At 59.1% G+C, this 20,904-nt stretch carries 17 protein-coding genes; 11 read left to right on the forward strand and 6 right to left on the reverse strand.

Annotated features, from left to right (window positions below):
* From AC1DON_RS00005 to AC1DON_RS00025, 5 genes are all read left to right on the forward strand, one after another.
* Positions 1–709, forward strand: a 709-nt coding sequence (locus AC1DON_RS00005; protein ID WP_476932680.1) for a TonB-dependent receptor domain-containing protein, incomplete at its 5' end; no start/stop codon positions are given.
* Positions 710–798: 89 nt separating this feature from the next.
* Positions 799–1,521: a SapC family protein gene (locus AC1DON_RS00010; RefSeq protein ID WP_476932681.1), complete on the forward strand. Its 723-nt coding sequence runs from the start codon at positions 799–801 to the stop codon at positions 1,519–1,521.
* Between the two features lie 9 nt (positions 1,522–1,530).
* Positions 1,531–2,562: a cupin-like domain-containing protein gene (locus AC1DON_RS00015; protein ID WP_476932682.1), complete on the forward strand. Its 1,032-nt coding sequence runs from the start codon at positions 1,531–1,533 to the stop codon at positions 2,560–2,562.
* 116 nt (positions 2,563–2,678) lie between these two features.
* Positions 2,679–4,154, forward strand: a complete 1,476-nt coding sequence (locus AC1DON_RS00020; protein ID WP_476932683.1) for a tryptophan halogenase family protein — start codon at positions 2,679–2,681, stop codon at positions 4,152–4,154.
* Between the two features lie 19 nt (positions 4,155–4,173).
* Entirely contained in the window at positions 4,174–5,646 is a 1,473-nt protein-coding gene (locus AC1DON_RS00025) for a tryptophan halogenase family protein (RefSeq protein ID WP_476932684.1), read from the forward strand.
* Positions 5,647–5,760: 114 nt separating this feature from the next.
* On the opposite strand, the gene AC1DON_RS00030 is transcribed toward AC1DON_RS00025, so the two are convergent.
* Positions 5,761–7,833 carry a putative bifunctional diguanylate cyclase/phosphodiesterase gene (locus tag AC1DON_RS00030; RefSeq protein ID WP_476932685.1) on the reverse strand — a complete coding sequence of 691 codons (2,073 nt, stop codon included), beginning with the start codon at positions 7,831–7,833 and terminating at the stop codon, positions 5,761–5,763.
* An 18-nt stretch (positions 7,834–7,851) separates the two neighbouring features.
* The gene (locus tag AC1DON_RS00035) at positions 7,852–10,155 is read right to left on the reverse strand and encodes an ATP-binding protein (protein WP_476932686.1); all 2,304 of its coding nucleotides are present in this window, start codon (positions 10,153–10,155) and stop codon (positions 7,852–7,854) included.
* A 199-nt stretch (positions 10,156–10,354) separates the two neighbouring features.
* On the opposite strand from AC1DON_RS00035, the gene AC1DON_RS00040 reads away from it, so the two are divergent.
* Entirely contained in the window at positions 10,355–11,254 is a 900-nt protein-coding gene (locus AC1DON_RS00040; RefSeq protein WP_476932687.1) for a hypothetical protein, read from the forward strand.
* A 10-nt stretch (positions 11,255–11,264) separates the two neighbouring features.
* Here the strand turns inward: AC1DON_RS00040 and AC1DON_RS00045 are convergent, their stop codons facing one another.
* Complete coding sequence (locus AC1DON_RS00045) at positions 11,265–11,960, reverse strand: hypothetical protein (RefSeq protein ID WP_476932688.1); 696 nt, start codon at positions 11,958–11,960, stop codon at positions 11,265–11,267.
* A 6-nt stretch (positions 11,961–11,966) separates the two neighbouring features.
* On the reverse strand, positions 11,967–12,533 hold the full coding sequence (locus AC1DON_RS00050; RefSeq protein WP_476932689.1) for an RHS repeat domain-containing protein: 567 nt from the start codon (positions 12,531–12,533) through the stop codon (positions 11,967–11,969).
* A gap of 158 nt (positions 12,534–12,691) precedes the next feature.
* Here AC1DON_RS00050 and AC1DON_RS00055 point away from each other — a divergent pair, with 158 nt between their 5' ends.
* The 3 genes from AC1DON_RS00055 to AC1DON_RS00065 are packed head-to-tail and all read left to right on the forward strand — an operon-like array spanning position 12,692 to position 17,646.
* Positions 12,692–14,890, forward strand: coding sequence for an RHS repeat domain-containing protein (locus AC1DON_RS00055; RefSeq protein WP_476932690.1), 2,199 nt, complete (start codon positions 12,692–12,694; stop codon positions 14,888–14,890).
* A gap of 50 nt (positions 14,891–14,940) precedes the next feature.
* On the forward strand, positions 14,941–17,283 hold the full coding sequence (locus tag AC1DON_RS00060) for an RHS repeat-associated core domain-containing protein (RefSeq protein ID WP_476932691.1): 2,343 nt from the start codon (positions 14,941–14,943) through the stop codon (positions 17,281–17,283).
* Between the two features lie 24 nt (positions 17,284–17,307).
* Positions 17,308–17,646 (forward strand): ribonuclease E inhibitor RraB, encoded by a 339-nt coding sequence (locus tag AC1DON_RS00065; RefSeq protein ID WP_476932692.1) that lies wholly within the window; start codon positions 17,308–17,310, stop codon positions 17,644–17,646.
* 287 nt (positions 17,647–17,933) lie between these two features.
* On the opposite strand, the gene AC1DON_RS00070 is transcribed toward AC1DON_RS00065, so the two are convergent.
* Complete coding sequence (locus AC1DON_RS00070; RefSeq protein ID WP_476932693.1) at positions 17,934–18,161, reverse strand: hypothetical protein; 228 nt, start codon at positions 18,159–18,161, stop codon at positions 17,934–17,936.
* A 145-nt stretch (positions 18,162–18,306) separates the two neighbouring features.
* Here AC1DON_RS00070 and AC1DON_RS00075 point away from each other — a divergent pair, with 145 nt between their 5' ends.
* Positions 18,307–19,821: an RHS repeat domain-containing protein gene (locus tag AC1DON_RS00075; RefSeq protein WP_476932694.1), complete on the forward strand. Its 1,515-nt coding sequence runs from the start codon at positions 18,307–18,309 to the stop codon at positions 19,819–19,821.
* Positions 19,822–19,824: 3 nt separating this feature from the next.
* Positions 19,825–20,280, forward strand: coding sequence for a hypothetical protein (locus tag AC1DON_RS00080; protein WP_476932695.1), 456 nt, complete (start codon positions 19,825–19,827; stop codon positions 20,278–20,280).
* Positions 20,281–20,372: 92 nt separating this feature from the next.
* Here the strand turns inward: AC1DON_RS00080 and AC1DON_RS00085 are convergent, their stop codons facing one another.
* Positions 20,373–20,804: a hypothetical protein gene (locus AC1DON_RS00085; protein WP_476932696.1), complete on the reverse strand. Its 432-nt coding sequence runs from the start codon at positions 20,802–20,804 to the stop codon at positions 20,373–20,375.
* Positions 20,805–20,904: the final 100 nt, after the last annotated feature.

A 20,904-nucleotide genomic window follows, 5' to 3' on the forward strand; every position in this document is an offset into this window, starting at 1 on the left:
CATCAACCAGTCGACGACCGACGTGAACCTGTTCACGATGACGGCGCTGTATGATCACTACCTCAAGACCGGCAGCAACTCGGCTACGGCTCAAAACCAGGCGCGTGCGGACTACCAGGCTAACCTGGACGGCAGCGGCAACCTGAACCAGACCTATGTCGATCAGGTGCTGAAGGCCTACGATCTGGTCGCTGACGCCAACGACCCGCTGTTCGTGTTCGAGACCAATATTCCGGTCAACAACAAGACGGCCAACCTGCACGGCTTCGAATTCGCCTTCCAGCACTTCTTCGCTGATACGGGCTTCGGTGTTTCGGGCAGCCTGACGACGGTCAATGGTGATATCGGCTTCGACAACTCGGCCGCTCCGGGTACACAACAGTTCCCGCTGCTGGGCCTGTCGAACACCTACAACCTGACCGCCATCTACGATAAGGGCAACTGGTCGGGCCGCGTGTCGTACAACTGGCGCGACGAGTTCATCTCGGCGACCAATATCGGCGCTCAAGGTGACCCGATGTATACCGAAGCCTTCGGTACCATCGACGCCTCCGTGAACTACCAGTTGACGCCATCGCTGCAACTGACGTTCGAAGGCCTGAACCTCAACAAGGCGCATATCCGTAACTTTGGTCGCGACAAGACCAATATTTACTTCGCGCAGGAACTCGACTCGCGTTACCAAATCGGTGCTCGCTACAAGTTCTAATCTTTGTAACGGCCTTGGCCGTGACGAGAGAAGGCCGCGGTTCGCCGCGGCCTTTTTCTTACCAACGTGTTGAAATTAGGGACTATATTATGAGCCAGGTCGTTCTGCTGGATAATGTCGAGCATCATGATTTGCGGCTGATAACGCGTTTTTCGCCGGACACTGGCGACAAGGTAAACCTGGCCCTGGTTGTGCCGACGGAATTTGCCGAGGTTCAGCGCGAATATCCAATCCTGTTCCGCCAGTCGGACGACGGCGGCTTCCAGGCCTTTGCCCTGCTGGGCTTTGAAAAAGACGAAAATCTCTATCTCGATGATGCCGGCTGGCACGCGCGGTACATTCCAGCGATGCAGGCGCGCGGCCCGTTCCGCATCGGCTTTCGCCAGGACGGCCAAAGTGGCCGTAGCGAACCTATGGTCATGGTCGATCTCGATCATCCGCGCATCAGCCGGACCGAGGGCGATCCGTTATTCCTGCCCCATGGCGGAAATGCCCCGGCCTTCGAGCGCGTCGCCGAGACGCTGCGTACACTGCATACCGGCGTCGAAGCCGGCAATGCCATGTTCGCTGCTTTCACCGAAGCCGGCTTGCTGGCACCGGTCGAAATCAATATCGAATTTGACGAAGTGGCGCGTTACACGCTGCCCGATTTCTTTTCCATCAGCCAGGAAGCCCTGGCTCAGCTCGACGGTGCGACCCTGCAGTGTCTGAACCAGTCTGGCTTCTTGGCGATGGCCTACTGTGTTGTTCTATCAAGGGGCAATCTGGCGCGCTTGATCGAACTCAAGACCAAACGGCGTCAAGCCGCGTAGATTTCGCTTATGAAACTGACCTCCCGCACGACACGCACGCTCGACGGCACGCCATCGGACCAGGTGCCGTTCGATCGCCTGATGGCGGAACAGCAGCCCACCGTCCTGAAAGGGCTGGCGCGCGACTGGCCGCTGGTGCGCGAAGGTCTGGCTTCGCCGGCCGCAGCCATTACCTATCTGAAAGGCTTCTATCAGGGCCGGCCGGTCGCGGCCTTCACGGGCGAGCCGGAAATCAAGGGGCGATTTTTCTATAATGATGACGTCAGCGCGCTGAATTTCCGGGCGGAACGCGCCCGGCTGGATGAGGTCCTCGATCAACTGGCGGCGCATCTCGACGATCCGGCGGCGCCGTCCTTCTATATCGGCTCGACCGACCTTGATCTTTACCTGCCGGGATTGCGCGAACAGAACAGCCTCGTTCTGAACCACCCGATGTTCACCGTGCAGCCCTACCTGGCCAGTATCTGGATCGGCAACCGCACGACGGCGACAGCGCATCACGACATGTCCCACAATATCGCCGTTTGCGTCGCCGGCCGCCGACGTTTCACCCTGTTTCCGCCCGAGCAGGTGCATAACCTCTATCCGGGACCGCTTGAGCCGACGCCAGGCGGCCAGGTCGTCAGCATGGTGGACTTCCGCAATCCGGATTATGACCGCTACCCGCGCTTTCGCGAGGCTGTCGCCCACGCCCAGGTCGCCGACCTGGAACCCGGCGACGTGCTGTTCTATCCGGCCCTGTGGTGGCACCATGTCGAGGCGCTGGAACCGTTTAATATCCTTGTCAACTATTGGTGGAACACGGCGCCGGCCTATATGGATACACCACAGAACACGCTGTTGCACGCCATGCTATCCCTGCGCGATCGCCCCGACGCCGAAAAGCAGGCCTGGCGCGCCATGTTCGACTACTACATTTTCGGCCCCGCCGATCAGGCCGGCGCGCATCTGCCCGAACCGGCGCGCGGCCTGCTGGCGCCGCTCGACGATATGAAGGCAAGGCGCTTGCGTGCCATGCTGCTCAATAAGCTGAACAGATAAAACTATGTTTTGTAGTGATATTTAAGGCGAAACGAAGTTCGGCGTAGCCAAAACCGCTTACACTTTTGGCTACGCCGAACTTCGTTTCGCCATATCGCTCTAAAGGGAGACGCGTCATGGACGACCAGAAGGTCAAGAAGGTGGTGATCGCCGGCGGGGGCACTGCCGGCTGGTGTGTCGCCACGGCGCTGGCCCGGATGCTGGGGCCGCTGCTGGATATCACCCTGGTCGAATCCGAAGAGATCGGTATTGTCGGCGTCGGCGAAGCCACCGTTCCGACCATCACCCATTTTCACCGCCTGTGTGGTATCGACGAGCGCACCTTCATGCGCGCGACAAATGCCTCCATCAAGATGGCCATCCTGTTCAAAAACTGGGCGCGGCAGGGCGACAGCTATATCCACTCCTTCGGCACACTGGGCGTGTCAAACTGGATGGCGCCGTTCCACCAGGTCTGGCTGCAGGCGCGGGCCGACGGCTATGGCGGCGAATTGAGCGACTATTGTCTTGAGCACCAGGCGGCAGCCGTGGGCAAGTTCGAGATATCCGACAAGGTCCGCCCCAACTACGCCTATCATTTCGACACCAATCAGTACGGCCCCTTCCTGCGCCGCCATTGCGGCGACTACGTCAAACGCATCGAAGGCAAGATTACGGGCGTGGAGCAGGACGCCGAGACCGGTTTCATCACCGAGCTGGTGCTGCAATCCGGCGAACGGATCGCGGGCGACCTGTTCATCGACTGCACCGGCTTCCGCGGCCTGCTCATCGAACAGACGCTCAAGACTGGCTACGAGGATTGGAGCCACTGGCTGGCCAATGACAGCGCCTGGGCGACGCAGGCGCCGACGAAGCGTCCTATAATGCCTTATACCGGCGCGACTGCCCATGACGCGGGTTGGATCTGGGACATTCCGCTGCAGACGCGCGTCGGCAAAGGCTTTGTCTTTTCCAGCCGTTACATGCCTGATGACGTAGCCCGCCAGCAGTTCCTCGATCATATCGGGGTACCGCCGCTGGCAGAGCCAAACCTGCTCAGGTTCCGTACCGGGCGGCGCCTCAAGATATGGAACAAGAACTGCATCGCCTTCGGTCTGGCCTCGGGCTTCATCGAGCCGTTAGAATCGACCAATATCCACCTGATGCAGACAGCGGCAACGCGTCTTGTCCAATTGTTTCCATTCAGTGGCGTCAACGATGCCATTGCCGGGCATTTCAATGAACTGACTCAAAACGAAGTCGCCAATGTCCGCGACTTCGTCATCATGCACTACAAGCTGACGGAACGTGACGACACGCCCTACTGGCGCGACCGGCGTGACATGGAGATTCCGGACAGCCTGGCGTCGCGGTTGGCGATTTTCCGTGAGAACGGTCACGCCTATCAGATTCCCGATGAGGTCTTCCGCGTCGATTCCTGGCTGCAGGTCATGCTGGGACAGCGCTTCTATCCGACAGGGCGTCATCATCTGGGGCGGATGACGGATCGCGCAGTTCTTGAGCAGGCGCTTGCCAATATGAAGGCTGCCGTCGATGCTCAGGTCGAGCGCATGCCGGCGCATGAGGACTTCATCCGTGAGTATTGCGCCTGATCGCTAAGGGAGGACGGGCATGAAACCAATCCGGAAGGTCGTTATTGCTGGCGGGGGCACGGCAGGCTGGTGTGCGGCGGCAGCGCTGAGCAAACTCCTCGGGCCGTTGCTCGACATCACGCTCGTTGAATCCGAGGAGATTGGCATTGTCGGGGTTGGCGAAGCGACCATCCCGACCTGCCGGACCTTCCACCGTCTGCTCGGCATAGACGAGCGCGAATTCCTGCGCGCCACCAATGCGACCTTCAAGCTGGCGATCGCCTTTGAGGACTGGGCGCGCAAGGGCGACCGCTATATCCATTCGTTCGGCGAGGTCGGCAAGTCGTCGTGGATGGCGCCCTTCCACCACCTGTGGCTCGAAGCCCGGTCGCAAGGCGTGGCCGGTCCCATCAGCGACTACTGTTTCGAACTCCAGGCGGCGGAGGCCGGCAAGTTCCAGACCGGCGAAAACGCCAAGATCAATTATGCCTACCATTTCGACGCCGGGCTTTACGGCCGCTTCCTGCGTGGCATCAGCGAGAAGGCTGGCGTCAAACGTATCGAAGGCCGGATCGAGACGGTCGAGCAGCATCCCGAGACCGGATTCATCACGGCACTCAAGCTGCAATCGGGCGCGCGAGTCGAAGGTGACCTGTTCATCGACTGCACTGGCTTCCATGGCCTGCTGATCGAAAAGACGCTCCAGACCGGTTATGAGGACTGGAGCCACTGGTTGCCAACCAATCGCGCCGTAGCGGTCCAGACCGAATCCGCCGGGCCGCTGACGCCTTACACACGCGCGGCGGCGCATGACGCCGGCTGGCGCTGGCGCATCCCTTTGCAGAATCGCGTCGGCAACGGTCTGGTCTATTGCAGCGACTACCTGTCGGACGACGCGGCGCGTGAGCGCCTGCTGTCGCTGGTCGATGCGCCGACCCTGATCGAGCCGCGCCTGATCCGCTACCAGACCGGTCGCCGGCTCAAGTCGTGGAACAAGAACTGCGTGACGCTGGGACTATCGAGCGGTTTTATCGAGCCGTTGGAATCGACCAGTATTCACCTGTTCCAGATTGGTGTGACGCGGCTGGTCCAGCTCTTCCCGTCCGGCGGCATAACCGATGCGCTTACGGACCACTACAACGCCTTGTCGCGCAACGAACTGGAACGGGTGCGTGATTTCGTCATCCTGCACTATGCGCTCAATGAACGCGACGAACCGTTCTGGCGCGACCGGCGCGAAATGGCCTTACCCGATACGCTGAGGGAGCGCATCGCGCTGTTCGCAGAAAACGGCGTTGCCTATCAGGCGCCCGATGACCTGTTCCGCGTCGATTCCTGGGTGCAGGTCATGTTGGGTCAGAGGCTGGAACCCAAGCGCTGGCACCATCTCGGCCAGATGATGAGCCGTGAGCAGATGACGGCGGCGCTGAACAACCTGAAAGGCGGCATTGCGCGCACGGTCGGCGGCATGCAGACGCACGAGGCCTTTATCAAACAATATTGCGCCGTATAGAGCGATATGCCAGAAAGTGTGTAGCGGTTTTTGGCTAAATATCGCGACAAAACAAAAACCTAGAGCATGATGGTGGTTCGACTTAAACGCATCATGCTCTAGCCGGGCCTGAAATCAGGCCGCCTTCACTCCGACCGTCTTGCCCAACAGGGCCGGGACATCGCCGCCGGGAATGGCGCGGCTCAGAAGGAAGCCCTGAATGCCCGGGCAGCGCTCTTCGCGCAGATGATCCAACTGTTCCTCGGTCTCGACGCCTTCGGCGACACAGTCGAGGTCGAGTTGACGCGCCAGATCGAGGATGCTGTGGACGATGGCGGCCGTCGAGTCGTCGTTCATCATGTCGCGTACGAAGCTGCGATCGATCTTGATGCGGTCGAGCGGGAAGCGCTTGAGGTAGCCCAGCGACGACCAGCCGGTGCCGAAATCATCCAGCGACAGCTTCACGCCCATGGCCTTCAGGTCGGTCATGATGCGCATGGTCGCTTCGGTGTCGTCGAGCGTCAGGCTTTCGGTCAGCTCCAGTTCCAGCCACTCTGCCACCATGCCGGTATCGTGAAGCGCCTCGCGTACAGTATGAACAATATTGCCGCGGTAGAACTGCTGTGCCGACAGGTTGACGGCCATGCGCACCGGCGGCAGGCCCTGTATCTGCCACGCCATGTTCTGGGCGCAGGCGGTGCGCAGGACCCAACGGCCGACCTCGACCATCTTGCCGTGTTCTTCCAGCAGCGGGATGAACAGGCCGGGCTGGACCATGCCTTCGGTCGGGTGCTGCCATCGGATCAGGGCTTCGACGCCGGTGATGCGCGACTTGTCGAGCGAATATTGCGGTTGGTAGTGCAGGACGAATTCACCGCGTTCGCAGGCGCCATGCAGGTCGTTCGACAGGGTGTGCCAACGCTCGGCGGCCATGCTGAGGTCGCGCGTGAACAGGCGGTAGGTGCCGCGGCCCTTCTTCTTGGCCTGGTACATGGCGGTGTCAGCGGCCTGGAGCAGGGCGGCGGGATTGTCGCCGTCGCCGGGGTACATGGCTATGCCTATGCTGGTGCCGATGCGCAACTTGTGGCCCTGGATGGTCGCCGTTGGCGTGAGGACTTCGAGGATGCGCTGGGCCAGAATTTCAGCGTCAGCGACATCGGTCAGGCCCGAGGCGGCGATGACGAATTCGTCGCCGCCTAGACGCGCCGGCGTGTCGGTCTCACGCAGCACACTGCGCAGGCGCTTTGAGACTTCCTCGAGCAGGCCGTCACCGACCAGGTGGCCCAGGCTGTCATTGATGTTCTTGAAATGGTCGAGGTCGAGCAGCAACAGGGCGACCTGGGTCTGGTCACGACGGGCGTGCGCCATGGCGTGGTTCAGGCGGTCGAGCAGCAGGGTGCGGTTAGGCAGGCCGGTCAGGGCATCGTGCAGGGCCAGGTAGCGCACGCGCGCCTCGGCTTCCTTGCGTGCCAGGATGTCGCGGAAGGTGCATTGCGCCAGTAAACGCGTGCCGGCGCGGTAGGTGGTGCCGACGACTTCGACGCTGACCGCCGTCCCGTCCATCTTTTCCCACGACCAGTCTTGCCATTTCATCTGGCCGGTGGCGCGTAAGGAATCGACCATGGCCGCGCCGCCGCCCAGCCGGTTGAGAAGGGCGACGTCTTCGATCGGCCGGCCGCGTACCTCGGATGACAGGACGTCCAGCATCTCGGCGCACACGCTGTTGAGGTCGTGGATAGTACCTTGTTCGCAGTCAAGAACCAGAATGCCGTCGCCGGCCGTTTCGAACAGGCGGCGGTGGCGCAGTTCGGAGTCGCGTAAACACTGCTGCGCGCCACGCAGGGCCAGGTGGGTGCGTACGCGCGCCAACAGTTCCTCGACCTGGAATGGTTTGGAGACATAGTCGACGCCGCCGGCGCCAAAGGCCTTGACCTTGCTGTCGACGTCGGTCAGGGCGGTCATGAATATGACCGGCACGTCGCGCATATGGTCCTGCTGCTTCAGCCGTTTGCAGGTCTCGAAACCGTCGAGGTCCGGCATCATGATATCGAGCAGCACGAGGTCAGGTTGGACATAGCCGATGCGTTCGAGCGCTTCCAGGCCGCCAAGGGCCACCAGGACTTCATAGCCGTGGATTTCGAGGTGGTCGACCAGGACACCCAGATTGAGCGGATTGTCATCGACAACAAGAATGCGTTGCTGAGTCATGCTTTTTACTATCGCCGGTTACGCGGCGGTCCTCTCTTGAGCGTACTGCTCGATCAGCCGCAGGACGGCCGGTGACTGGTAGGTGGCCGCCAGGGCGTCGAGACGCACCGTGAAGGCTTCGTATTGCGGACCCATGGCGACGACCCCCGGCAATTCCTTGCGGATGGCGCGCAGATTGCCGGCGCGCGCAAAGTCCAGCAGCCGGTCGAGCACCTCGGCCGGCGGCGCGATGAGGACAGTCTCGTCTTCACGGAAAGGCGCGGCCGTGTCCACGTCGCTTTCCGACAGCAGGCCGGCGATACAGGCGGCCAGTTGATCGAGATCGACCGGCTTGGCCAAAAGGCGGTTGGCGCCCGCCGAAAGGGCGGCCGCTTCGGCCGCCTGCGACGGATTGGCGGTAACGATGATAATGGGCGTGGCGGCGGTCACCGGGCGGTCGCGCAGGCGGCCGACAGCTTCCAGCCCGCCCATGACCGGCATCTCCACATCCATGAGGATAATGTCCGGGCGGTGGGCGGCGGCACGCTCTACGGCTTCGCAGCCATTGACAGCCTCCGAAACGCGGAAACCCAGCGCCGACAGCGATGTTTTCAGCAGGGTACGGTTGGCCTCGACGTCCTCGACAATCAGCACTTCGTAGCGCGAGCCGTCGATGGCGGGAGCCGCCGCCAGTTCAGGCGTGGTGTGACCGCTTTCGGCTGGCGCCAGCGGAAAGGGCGCTTCGACTCGGAAGCGGCTGCCTTCGCCGGGCCGGCTTTCGACAGTGATCTCGCCCTGCATCATGGTGACGATCTGGTGCGTGATGGCCAGGCCCAGGCCGGTGCCGCCGCTGCGGTCGATGGCGTTGCCGGCCTGTTCGAACGGCCGGAAGATGCGGCTGATCTGCGCCTCCGGGATGCCGATGCCCGTGTCCTGGACGTCGAAGCGCAGGCGCGCGGTATCTTCGCCGACGGAAACGGCGGAGACTTCAAGACGGACTATGCCGTGCGTTGTGAACTTGATGGCATTGCCGAGCAGGTTGATCAGCACCTGGCGGACGCGCTTCTGGTCGGCGACGACGGTCTTGGGCACATCAGTGGCGATGGTCACACTGAAGGTCAGGCCCCTTTCCTCCGCGCGCAGACGGACCATCTGGCCAACGGTCTGCACGCACGCCCGGATGTCGAAGGGGGTAGGCAGCAGTTCCAGCTTGCCCGCCTCGACCTTGGCGATATCCAGGATATCGGTGATCATGGTCAGCAGATGTTCACCCGAATGATGGATCGTCTTGACGGCGGCCGACTGCTGGTCGGTCAGCGTACCCATCTTCAGCAACTGGGCGTACCCCAGTATGGCGTTCAGAGGTGTGCGCAGTTCGTGGCTCATATTGGCCAGGAATTGCGACTTGGCGGCGCTGGCGGCTTCGGCGGCGGCATGCGCGTGGGCCAGCACGGCCTTTTCTTCGGCCAGGCGCAGGCGGCGGGCTTCATAGCCGCGGCGCAGGTCAAGGAAGCGGAAGACGAGGAAACCGCCGGTCAACACCAGCCAGACGCCCAGGATGATCAGGTACCACTGCGCCGTCGACAGCGAAGCGCCGCTGAAGGCGATGCGTTCGACCGAGGCATTGAAGCGGCCGGTGCCGATATTGTTGCCTGATACCAGCTCGATAGCCTGAACTTCAGACAGGTCTGTATCGACATTTCCCTTGGTCAGTTTATGCCGTTGCAGCCACCAGGTCTCTGGGATGAGCTGGCCTTCGGACAGCTCGATATCGTTCATGCCGTCGACGACGTCGAACTCGGCCATCAGCGGCATGGTCTGGTCGTCGACCTTGCCCTGCAACGATTTCGGCAGACGCGTCTTGACGACGACCCGCATGCTGTCACCGACGCCGGCATAGGTCATGCGCATCTGGATCTTCTGGACGTGCGACAGATCCAGGCCCTTGCCGTTCTGAATCAAGCTCATCCCGTATCCGCAGAAGGGATAGGCTGCTCCGGGCTTCAGGTCGCAAGCCCACTTCAGCGGGCGCTGCATGTCGGTCCTGACGACGGTCTTGCCGTTTTCGCCGTCGTCGGCATAGGTGTAAGGGTAGAAAATCTGGGCCGGCGCCCGTCCGTCCTTGGGCGTGAAGCTGAATTCCTTGCGCGTGACCGCGCCCTGGCCCAGCACCGCCGCAAAGGTCAGGGCCAGTAGCATGAAGATAACGGCTTCTACCCTGAGATTGCTGTAATGCAGCCAGCCGCTGGCCGGACGCAACGGCGCCGACGCGCTGTCGAGAGGGATTTGCAGACCGGACGGCGACTTTTTCGCTTCCGTGGACGGGGATGAACGCGTGTACAAGGTGATCCTGCTCGGCAAAGCGTCCGTGCCTTCTGGCACAGCGCTTACGGTGGTGATAGCATTCAATATTTAGCAAAAGATTAGTGTCGCGATTATCGACTACACATCGCCGGCGGAGCCGTCGAATGTCGTTTGTTATTTGTTTACCATTGACAATTCCGGTGGCTGTTCTTCAATGCGGGCGGTGGGAGAGGGGACCATGACCACACGACTGACGTCACTGATCGAAGCGGCGGCCGACCTGGCCATCGATCCGCTGATTGCCAACGGCGCCTACAGCGCGGCCGTGACGATCATCTGTGCCGTCGTCGCCGTGGTGCTGACGGTGCTCCTGGCCGGCCTGATCATCCCCGTGCGCCACCCCATCGCCGTCGATCCCGCGCCGGGCCGAAAACCGAGGGGGCTCGGCCACTTATTGCCGGCGCTTGCCGCGCCCCAGGCGCGCTTTCAGGGCCATTCCGATGCTGACGGAGTCGATACTATCGGCAAGCTCGACGTGTCGCGGCTGGTTGCCGAGAAGTTCAATCGCAGCCAGGCCAACACCTATCTTGTGGTTGACCTGAACGAAGTCGAAGCGCAGGGCCGCGCGCTGATCTACGTCCAGAACGCCGTCTATGTGTACCCCAAGGAATTCTCGCCCGACCGCACCTATCGCGTCCAGATCACGCATCCGAAGACAGGCACCTTCGCGCTCAACCTGCGCGTCCGCCCACGCATCGCCGCCAGCCGGTTCGATACTCCCGACGGCAATGGCCCGCACCTCAAGGTCGCCTTCAGCGCCGAAGCCGTCGCGAAATACCATATCCTCAATGAGGTTATCGACGAGGTGTGCCAAATCCGCTTCGACGAAGCCCTGTCGCCGGCCCAAACGGCGTGGCTGGCGGTGCGCGGCATCCACCCCGAAGCCGATATCAATATCGGCGCGCTGTTCGTCCTGATCGGCGTGCCGGTGACCCTGATCAGCACCTTCTTGTGCAAGTGGCTCGACCGGGTTAATCCGGACATGCTGATCACCGGCCTTATCTACCTTGCGTCGTCGTTGACGACCCTGTTGGTAGTCTATTTCGTCCGCCGCCGCGCCACGATCGCCAAGCGCTGATCCGCTTTGCTCACGGCATCGGAAACTGGATACTGACATTCTCGCGTCCGGCCGCCATCTGATAGACGCCGCATTCGGCCAGAGCCGTGATGGCCAGGCTTTCGGAGCGTAAAGCGCGGGCGTTCGAAGCGTCTTCAGCCTTGCGCATGATTTCGGGCGGCCGGGCCAGCATGCCGTTGCCGGCGAAGCTGACCGTCAGGTTGACCGGCAGGGTTTCGCTGTCGGCGATGCGGCGCCAGCACGGTGCTATGGCCGCCCACAGATCGTCAAATGTGCCTGAAGATGTGCCGCCCTGGCCTTCACCGCCCTGACGGTTTGCGGCAGCCTGCGCCGGAGCGGCGGAAGCGTCCTGGGCGGGTTGTGGCTGGGAGAGACTTGAGGCGTCGGGCACAACCTCACTGAGGCCTTGGGCATCGGCCAATGCGGCCAGGTCGAGGCTGAGACCCTCGCCGTCACCCTGAAAATGTCCGCCCCGCCCGCCGGTTGAAAAGCCGGATCGGCTGTGCGGGAGCAGGCAGATGACAAAGAGGATATGTAAACCGATGGACAGCGCGATAGCGACCGGGCGGCGATGTTTTAGGAAACGCGCCATCGCCGAGCTGCTGTAGATCAGGCGCGCCAGCGGCGTTGCGGCGCCGGCCGCATAGGCTCGCCGGGCGCGTACCTGAAAGGCTTTAAACGCGTTTATGACGAGTTCGGCCAGCATCGGTCATCAGCACAGGCCGCAGCCGGTTCCGCTATTCCAGATGGCCCCGGCGCTGGTGTAAAGGACAAGATTGCCGTCGGTCTGCATGACGAGGGTCGGGTTCGAAGCCGACGTGCCGCTGTTCCAGTAGACCTGTGCCGTCGGGCCATAGATGACCATATTGCCGTCGCCCTGAAGGACCAGATGGGCGGACGGGTTGGCATAGGTGCCGCTGCTCCATAGGGCGCCACTCTGGCCATAGATGACCAGATTGCCGTCGTCCTGCAGGGCCAGGACATAGCGGCCATTGCTAGACACCAACTGGGCGCCGGGAATCAGGCCCTGTCCCACGAACAGCCGGTCGGAAACCGTCGGCGGCGCAATACGTATGCGCCTTAGGTTCGTGCGATTGCCCGTGGCGTCATAGGCGTAACCGTTCTGGCTGCCGTCAGGATAGGAGGCCAAAAGGACGCGCCCCAGGGCGTCGTACTTGTATTTGGTCGGCGCCGCCTGCACGGCTCCGGCCAGCGAAATTACTGCGGCCAGGGCAAGAACAGCAGCCGCGTGAACCTGTTTTCCGACGGTGCGTGTCATGGATATCCCCCAGAGGCTTAAGTCCGAGCCTAATACAGCTTTTGACTGAATCAAGGGCTGGACACAACTTCTGCTGTTGATAACTCTGTGCGGGCGTTGTCTTTGCGTGCAGCTCATGGTTGTCTCGACGCCGCAAACTCTGCACTGGGAGGGAAATTATGAGTCGATCGGCAAACCGCGCGCGGTGGCGTGTCAGCGTGATGTCCTGGGCGTCGTTGCTGAGCCTGGCTGCGGTTTGTTTCGGCATCGCCATCCCTACTAACGTCAGGGCCGAGGTGGGCATTTTGCCGCCGACCATCTCGGCTCGCGATGAGAACGGTGTCGATCTGGTTGGCGGTTCATTGTCAGTATCCATTCCAACCCTGGCGGCAGGCAGTAATGGGAGCGGTATTTCCAGAACCGGCTTGGGCTATAGCCCGATCATGGACAACCTGTCCGGCATAATGACGGCGGGTTTTTACAATGGAAACTCCTACAACGGACTGGTTAATGTCAGCGTCAACGGCACCAGCGAGTGGTTTTATTTCCCAAACCGGAACGCAAATGGAAATGGCGTGAGTGTTGAATCGGGGTATTATTGCGGCGGTGACCCTTTCATTTCTCCAAGCGGCCAGGGTGCAGATACTTATTATACGGGCTGTGTACTACCCGCTACACCTCCACAATCTGCAACAACTTTAAGCTGCTCCGGGACGACATGTACCTTTGTCATGCGCGATGGCGCGGTTGCGACCTTTCAGCGGACGACCTACGGGCCCAAGATGGTTGGCCTGCAGGGCAATTTTGGCCGCATTACCACACTTCAAAAGCCGGACGGCGAGGTTCTAAACTATAGTTACTGGGAAGTAACGGTAACTCAGCCAATTTTGAATCAAGACTCTTTGGTCTTCACGATCCTGAGCCCTAGACAGGTTACAAGCTCTCTTGGGTGGACAGTAAGGTATCAATATCAGGCTGACGGGGCACCGCCGCCCAATAGGATTGTTATCGTCAACGCGACACTCGACTATTGTGACCCGACCGCACAGAGCTGCTCTTCGGCAAACCAGTCAACATGGCCTTATTTGGAGGGGCGAGGCTATTTTCCCAATTCCGGCGAATTTATTAGTATGACCGGCACAGGTACCAGCGCTTGGTCGACATATTATGTTTCGGGTTACTCAAGCTCTTTCGGCGGAAACATCTCCACTACCCTTTATCCGGGCAGCGAGGACTGGTTTTATTGGAATAATGATTACAAAATAAAGACGCTGACGCGTAATGCCAAGACCTGGTCTTATGAGTACTCGCTTCCAAATCCTAATGACATGTATTTGAGTACGACGACCGTAACCAATCCGGATGGCAGCAAGCGCCGCCTCAAGTTTTGGAGCAGCGATTCCCATCCAGGTACTGGCCGGTACAACATTATCGACTCTCTTCAGGATGAGCTTGGCCGGACGACAAAGTACGTTTTCCAGCCGAGTAGCATTTTCTCGCCGCCATACGTCAAGCAGGTGATCACTCCTGAGGCGACCTACAACGGCGCGACCCTCACCGGCGGGTATACACAATACGACTACGACGCACGCTGGAATCCCACACAGTCCACGACCTATCCGAAAGGTGGTGGAACGCCTATCGTCACGTCGGCGGTGTATCCGTCTACCTGCAGCAACCGTGTAACCTGTAACAAGCCGACCTCGACGACCACTGCGAACGGATACACCACCACCTATACATACGACCCGATCCATGGCGGTATTTTAACCGAAACCGGACCGATGATTAACGGTGCCCAGCCGGAAAAGCGTTACAGCTACAGCCAGATTACGCCTTACCTGAAGTCACCCACGGGCAGCATGGTGGCCCAGACACCGGTGTGGCGTCTTACGGGTACGTCTGTCTGTAGAACGCTTACACTTGCGACCTGTGTCGGGACGGCGGATGAAATCAAGACGATCATCAGTTACGGCAGCGACAACACGCACCCTGTGTACAACAATGTCTTGCCTGTATCGGTGACAACTGTCGGCGGTGATGGGACTAATGCCACTATTTCCTACACCTACGACAATTTCGGCCATGTGACGTCCGAAAAAGGGCCGCGAACCGATGTCGACGACACACGTTACACAACCTATGACATGTATGGTCGTCCGCTGTTGAAAATCGGTGCGGATCCGGACGGTGCGGGTACGCTTCGCAGACAGGCGACACGAACGACATACGACCCCGAAGGCCGAGTTTTGAAGGTCGAGACCGGTACGACAAACACCACAAACGGTTCAGATTTTGCGCCTGTAAGCTATGTTTCAAACACTTATAACGCGACCAGCGGCCTGTTGAGCCAATCGCAGACTGTGGTGTTGCCATGACTTTGAGACATTTTTTAGCAGTCCTCGTAGGCCTATGTTCTTTAGCGGCCGTGGCGACGCCGAGTGCGGCGCAAAGCGTCGTCAGTGTGACCCAATATAACTATGACGAGCACAACCGGCCGATCTGCACCGCAGTCAGGATGAATCCAGCCGTCTTTGCCGCAATCGGATCAACAGATGCTTGTACGTTGGGCACGCAAAGCGGCGTCAATGGCCCCGACCGCATCACCAGGAATAGCTACGATGCGGCGGGCCAGCTTATCCAGGTCGATCAGGCTTACGGTACATCCGTTCAGCGCGCCTATGCCCGCTACACCTATACGGCAAACGGCCAGAAGGCGACGGAGAAGGACGCCAATGGCAACCTGACGACGCTGGAATATGACGGCTTCGACCGACTGAGCAAGTTGCGTTATCCCTCGATCACGGTCGGGTCAGGAACATCGAGCACGACGGATTTCGAATTTTTCGACTACGACCCCAACGGCAATCGCACCCACTGGCGGCGGCGCGACGGCCAGGTCATCAAGGATTGCTTCGACAAGCTCAATCGCCTCACCGTCCACTACCTCCATTCCCAGAGCGGCTGCACGGCGACTGGCGGCGCGAAGGATGTGTACACAAGCTATGACCTGACCGGCAAAATCCTGTCAAAGCGCTTTGCCTCGTTCAGCGGCTCGGGCGTGACCTACGCCTACGACGGCCTGGGGCGGGTGACCTCGACGACCGACATGAACAGTCGGACGGTTGCCTATCAGTATAACGTCGCCGGTGCGCGGACGCGCCTGCAGTTCCCGGACGGCATCAATATCGACTACGCCTTGGACAATACCAGTCGTGTGAAGTCGTTGGGCTGGAATGCCAGTTCAGGCGCATACAGCCGCGACTACAACAGCCTCGGTCAGTTAACGGCGGAAACAAAAGGCGGCGGGAGTGTTTCCTACGCCTATGACGGCGTCGGACGCCTGACCTCCTTTACCAATAATCTCAGCGGCACGGCCAGCGATATCGCCTGGACCTTTGGATACAATCCGGCCGGTCAGGTGATGGTCAGCGATGCCTCCTCAACGCTCTACAACTATGAAGAACTGACCGGCATAACGGAGCCGGCGCAAAGCCATGACGGCCTGAACCGCGTCTCGACCCTGGTGCTGCCGACCGGCGCCTGTCCATCGGGCGGCTATGACGCGCGGGGTAACCTGATCTGCGACGGTGCTGGCCGAAGCTATGCCTACGATATCGAAAACCGCCTGCTAACCGGCAATGTCGCCGGCAACAGCCTCGTTTTGACCTACGATCCCGAAGGACGGCTCGCCAGCTACAGCTGGAACGGCGGCGCGGTCAGTTTCCTCTATGACGGCGTCAACCTGATCGGGGAATATAACAACTCAAACCAGATGCTGCGCCGTTACATCCATGGCCCCGGCACGGACAATCCCGTCGTCTGGTACGAAGGCGCCGGCAACGGCACGCGGCGCTACTTCTATACGAACCAGCAGGGCAGCGTTATCACTACGGCGGACGCCAGCGGCAATCGCGGCGACATCTATGCCTACGGCGCCTATGGCGAGCCCAAGGATCAAGCAGGCTTCACCTACTGGCCCAGCATCGGCACGGGCGCAACCAGCGTCTCACGCTTCGGCTATACCGGCCAGATGTTCCTGGCCGACGCCCGGCTCTATTATTACAAGGCCCGGATCTATGACCCGCAGATGGGACGGTTCCTCCAAACCGACCCGATCGGGTCAGAGGATGACCTGAACCTGTATGGGTATGTCGGTGGTGATCCTGTTAACAACGCGGACCCAGATGGTCGGCAGAGTGCTGGAATTGGCGCAAATGGAGGCCCCGCCCTCAATCCACAGTTAATTCCGTTTAACGGCCGAAACGTCAATATGAACGTTAACGTGCCACTTGGGACCGAGCCATCTGCCGGCAGTGCCTACATAGCTGCGCCTCTTCCGACTCCCTTTGCTTCAGGTGCAGCAATATTTAAAGCGCCGGGAAGCCTTGTTACTGCCGCTGATGCGTCGGCTGCCAATTTAGCAGTAGCGCAGAGCACAGCTGATACCCAGTGCTCTACTGATCCGAATTTGGCAGCGGCGGAAAGACAGGTTAGGGCAGCTTGGAGAACACAACCTGGTTCCTATACAAATACATTTGAGAGCGGTACTACCTACGACGGTCAGGGTTCAAGGATGAGGTCTCAAAGAAGTGCTGCCGAAACTACGGCTAGAACTGGAGATCGCCATGTCGCAACCGATTGGACGCCGTCTCCTACGAGGCGTGATGGATTTAAGGATGAATCACGTAGAATGGAAAGTAATCCGGGTCCCGTACACAATCGCCGCAGGTCCCCAGGTGACAACTACAGGATGCAAGACGGCGATTAAATAAAGATCGATGAGAGTAAATCTATGGATTTTCCTAATGATGAAAAGGGTGACGCGCTACGCCGGATGTATAATGGTGGAGACGATCTGTCGGATGAGAGGATAATCAACTATTCAGTTATTTTTGGTGATGAAAAGGATGCAGCTATTTTTTGTCAACGCATCTTGGAAACTCACAGCGTTACAACTAGCCTGTCCCACTATGAAGACGAGGATGGCGCTATATGGGATGTCACTGTAGATAAATTTATGCGCCCTAGCTACCGTGGAATTACAGATTTTGAAGCTGAAATTGAAAAGATAGCTTCGCCACTGAACGGTACAAATGATGGATGGGGGTGTGTACGGAAAGTCAAAAAATGACCATCAAAGCATTAACCAGACCGAAACTGAGCGTCGACTGTGCTTGCCTTGGGTCAGATGGCGGCAGGAACGAGTTGGCAAAGGCAGGATAGAAGGCCGTCTCGTTGACGGCGTAAGTTGTTGTCTGCACATCGTTAAATCGGGAGGCTGCCGGGCGCTGGGTAGAGACGATTGTCTCCCTGGTCCGGGGCGGTTAGAGGCGATGCTTGGGCAGTGTGTTGACCTGGAATCTGCCCCTCAACCCGACCTCTGAATGGGGTGGGTTTAGGGGGGTACGCATGACGCAACTAATGCGCCATCTCGATATCCTTGCGGGCGGACGCCGAGGTGATGATAAAACCTGCCACCGTTTCCATGAGCACCATGGCGGTCAGCAGGAAGAAGGTCGAGGTCGCAAAGGCCCTCAGCAGCAGGAACTCGACCAGGCAGGCGATAAACAGGAACATGTTCAGCACGTGCTTGGCCAGCACGTGCTTGGCCAGCACGTCATTGGCTGAACGGCTTAAGGCAATCACCCCAAAGAAAAGCGCGATGAGCGCGACCAGCAGGATGATGTCGCTGGTCTGAAGCAGCTATCAATATAACTCCGCCGGTGCGCGGACGCGCCTGCAGTTCCCAGACGGCATCAATATCGACTACGCCCTGGACAATGCCAATCGTGTGAAGTCGTTGGGCTGGAATGCCAGTTCAGGCGCGTACAGCCGCGACTACAACAGCCTCGGTCAATTAACGGTGGAAATAAAAGGCGGTGGGAGTGTTTCCTACGCCTATGACGGTATTGGTCGGCTGGCATCCTTTACAAATAATCTCAGCGGCACGGCCAGCGATATCACCTGGACCTTCGGTTACAATCCGGCCGGTCAGATTGTCAGCAATGATCCCTCATCGACGCTTTACGATTATGAGGAACTGACGCCCGTTACCGAACCGGCCCAGAGCCATGACGGCCTGAACCGTGTCGCGAACCTTGTCGGGGCGACCGGCGCCTGTCCATCGGGCGGCTACGACGCGCGTGGCAACCTGATCTGCGACGGCACGGGCCGAAGCTATAATTACGATGTCGAGAACCGCCTGCTGACCGGCAATATCGCCGGCAACGGCCTGACCCTGACCTACGATCCGGAAGGACGGCTCGCCAGCTACAGCTGGAACGGCGGGGCAGTCAGCTTCCTCTATGACGGCGTCAACCTGATCGGGGAATATAATAGCTCAAACCAGATGCTGCGGCGCTACGTCCATGGTCCCGGCACCGACAATCCGGTCGTCTGGTACGAAGGTGCCGGCAACAGCACGCGGCGCTACTTCTATACGAACCAGCAGGGCAGCGTCATCACCACGGCGGACGCCAGCGGTACCCGGGGCGATATCTATACCTACGGCGCCTATGGCGAGCCCAAGGATCAGTCCGGCTTCACCTACTGGCCCAGCATCGGCACTGGCGCAACAAGCGTCTCGCGCTTCGGCTATACCGGCCAGATGTTCCTGGCCGACGCCCGGCTCTATTACTACAAGGCCCGGATCTATGATCCGCAGATGGGGCGGTTCCTGCAGACCGATCCGATCGGAGGTGAAGATGACCTGAACCTATACGCTTACGTCGGAGGAGATCCAGCGAACGCCACCGATCCCACGGGCACGCAAGATTGTCGTTCGTGTGACAATGCGATGTACGGGACCATCAAAGACGATCGAATCCGCCAACAAATGCAGGAAACTGATAGTAAAGTTAGGCTTGAAGTCGGAACTGCGTTCCACAATGCACTCTTTGCCGGCGCAATTATGGCCTGTTCCGCTGTCCCAGTTTGCGGCATGGCGATGCTACCATCAGATATCGAAAATGGAGGCGGTCCGAAAGGCTCCAAGCTTAACGAGGCGCGATCTGCTCGTGACGAGCTCATGGCGGAAATGAAGCCGTTGGGATCGAAGGCTCCGGCGACCGTGACGGCAGGCTATAATACCAAGACGGGGGAAGTGGTTGCTAAGAGCTGCGGTGGCGGAAAATGTGCTGAAAATCATGTGGTTGACGCTCTTGGCGGGAACAAGCAAGATGTAAAGTTAACCGAAGCTGGTCGTCCTCGTACTGGACAAGAGGTGCCTGTTTGCCCTAGGTGCGAAAAAGAGTATGGCCGAGACGCATTCCCCTCTGGAACGCGCTTTAAGACAGATGAGTACTAGTATATGATAAAACACTATGATTACCCGGACGGCATAGACTGCGTATGGGTAGCGTCGGACAAGTTTGGCCGTGTTGGAGCTTTCATAACCGCTGGCGTCGCACCTATACCGAAATTTGCACTTGACAACGAAGTTGATATTCTAGGAGTAGAAGGAAGATTGCTCGAATTGCCGGCAATTTCTACAGCAATCGTTGTCTGCGATGTACCTCAGCCGGATGATTTCATTGCGCTAGCTAGCAGAGGTATATATGTATATGATTGGACTGATATCGCCCGAATAAAAAAACAAGAAATAAATGCTTACGAATTAGTGGCTCTCCCGGAGAACCCTATATATATGAAAGATTTTAATTTAAAAATCTGCACTGAAATCTATGAGACGGGTGCGCACGAATTAGATTTTTCCAAATCTAACATCAATGTTAGAAAGTTATTTGATTGTGTTGAATCTGGGTAATCGTCAGTCAGGGGGATTACGGTATTGGGTGGGCATTGATAATAAGGTGACATGATATCAATTGCGTAATTGTACGGGATTGCACTAGCAGCCTAATGCGCCATCTCGATATCCTTACGGGCGGACACCGAGGTGATGATAAAGCCCGCGACCGTCTCCATAAGCACCATGGCGGTCAGCAGGAAGAAGGTCGAGGTCGCAAAGGCCCGCAGCAGCAGGAACTCGACCAGGCAGGCGATAAACAGGAACATGTTCAGCACGTGCTTGGCCAGCACGTCATTGGCTGAGCGGCTGGACGCGATCACCCCGAAAAACAGCGCGATCAGCGCGACCAGCAGGATGATGTCGCTGGTTTGAAAGAGCCATTGTCCGCCCGAAGCCACCATCGGAATCTGGCCGACCGGGCTGCGCAGGGACGCGCTGACGGTGCTCGATGAGGTCGCAAATCCACCCGTGCCCATGACCAGCAGGTTGTAGATGACAACCGGAATGGCCAGCAGTGGAAACGATCTGAGGATGGACATGCTGTGCTCCTGAGCGGTGGTGTGCTCAAGTCTTCACGGCGCCGGCCAAGGATGCAATGTGGCTGTCCCGACGTTCTGTAAGGGACGGGTTAGCCACCCG

It is taken from the genome of Asticcacaulis sp. P4_H10 (assembly GCF_056400965.1).